At 49.0% G+C, this 1,121-nt stretch carries 1 protein-coding gene; it reads left to right on the top strand.

All coding sequences use genetic code 11. The features are described 5' to 3' along the window. The coding region (tuf, locus tag FM042_RS11815; RefSeq protein WP_143236646.1) for an elongation factor Tu at positions 1-1,121 on the top strand (1,121 nt) is incomplete at its 3' end.

Raw genomic sequence — 1,121 nt, 5'->3', positions numbered from 1 at the left:
ATGGCTAAAGCTAAGTTTGAACGTAATAAGCCGCACGTAAACGTAGGTACTATCGGTCACGTTGACCACGGTAAAACTACTTTAACTGCAGCGATCACTACTGTCCTTGCCAAGCACTATGGTGGTGCCGCTCGTGACTTCGCACAAATCGATAATGCGCCAGAAGAGAAAGCGCGTGGTATCACCATTTCTACGTCACACGTAGAATATGATACGCCTGCACGTCACTATGCGCACGTAGACTGTCCTGGACACGCTGACTATGTGAAAAACATGATCACAGGTGCGGCGCAGATGGACGGCGCGATTCTGGTAGTAGCAGCAACTGATGGTCCAATGCCACAGACGCGTGAGCACATTCTGTTATCACGTCAGGTAGGTGTACCTTTCATCGTTGTATTCATGAACAAGTGTGACATGGTCGACGACGAAGAGTTGCTAGAGCTGGTAGAGATGGAAGTTCGTGAGCTTCTGTCAGAGTACGACTTCCCAGGTGACGACTTGCCAGTAATCCAAGGTTCAGCGTTGAAAGCGTTGGAAGGCGACGAAGCATGGGAGAAGAAGATTCTTGAGCTAGCAGAAGCTTTAGATTCGTACATTCCAGAGCCAGAGCGTGATATCGATAAGCCATTCTTGATGCCAATCGAAGACGTATTCTCAATCTCAGGTCGCGGAACTGTAGTAACAGGTCGTGTTGAGCGCGGAATCGTGAACACTGGTGACGAAGTAGCTATCGTTGGTTTGAAAGACACCGTGAAAACTACGGTAACGGGTGTAGAGATGTTCCGTAAGCTGCTTGACGAAGGTCGTGCAGGTGAGAACATCGGTGCCTTGTTGCGTGGTACTAAGCGTGAAGATATCCAGCGTGGTCAAGTATTGGCTAAGCCAGGTTCAATCACTCCGCATACCAAGTTTGAAGCTGAAGTATACGTACTGAGCAAAGAAGAAGGTGGCCGTCATACGCCATTCTTCAAAGGCTACCGTCCACAGTTCTACTTCCGTACCACGGATGTAACTGGTTCAGTAGAATTGCCAGAAGGCGTAGAAATGGTCATGCCTGGTGACAACCTGAAGTTCGTTGTAGAGCTGATTGCTCCAATCGCGATGGACGATGGTTTGCG

The organism is Aliidiomarina halalkaliphila (genome assembly GCF_007096385.1).
Taxonomy (GTDB): Bacteria; Pseudomonadota; Gammaproteobacteria; order Enterobacterales; family Alteromonadaceae; genus Aliidiomarina; species Aliidiomarina halalkaliphila.
Note: the sequence above shows the minus strand (reverse complement) of the source record. Positions and strands in the feature narration are given on the sequence as shown.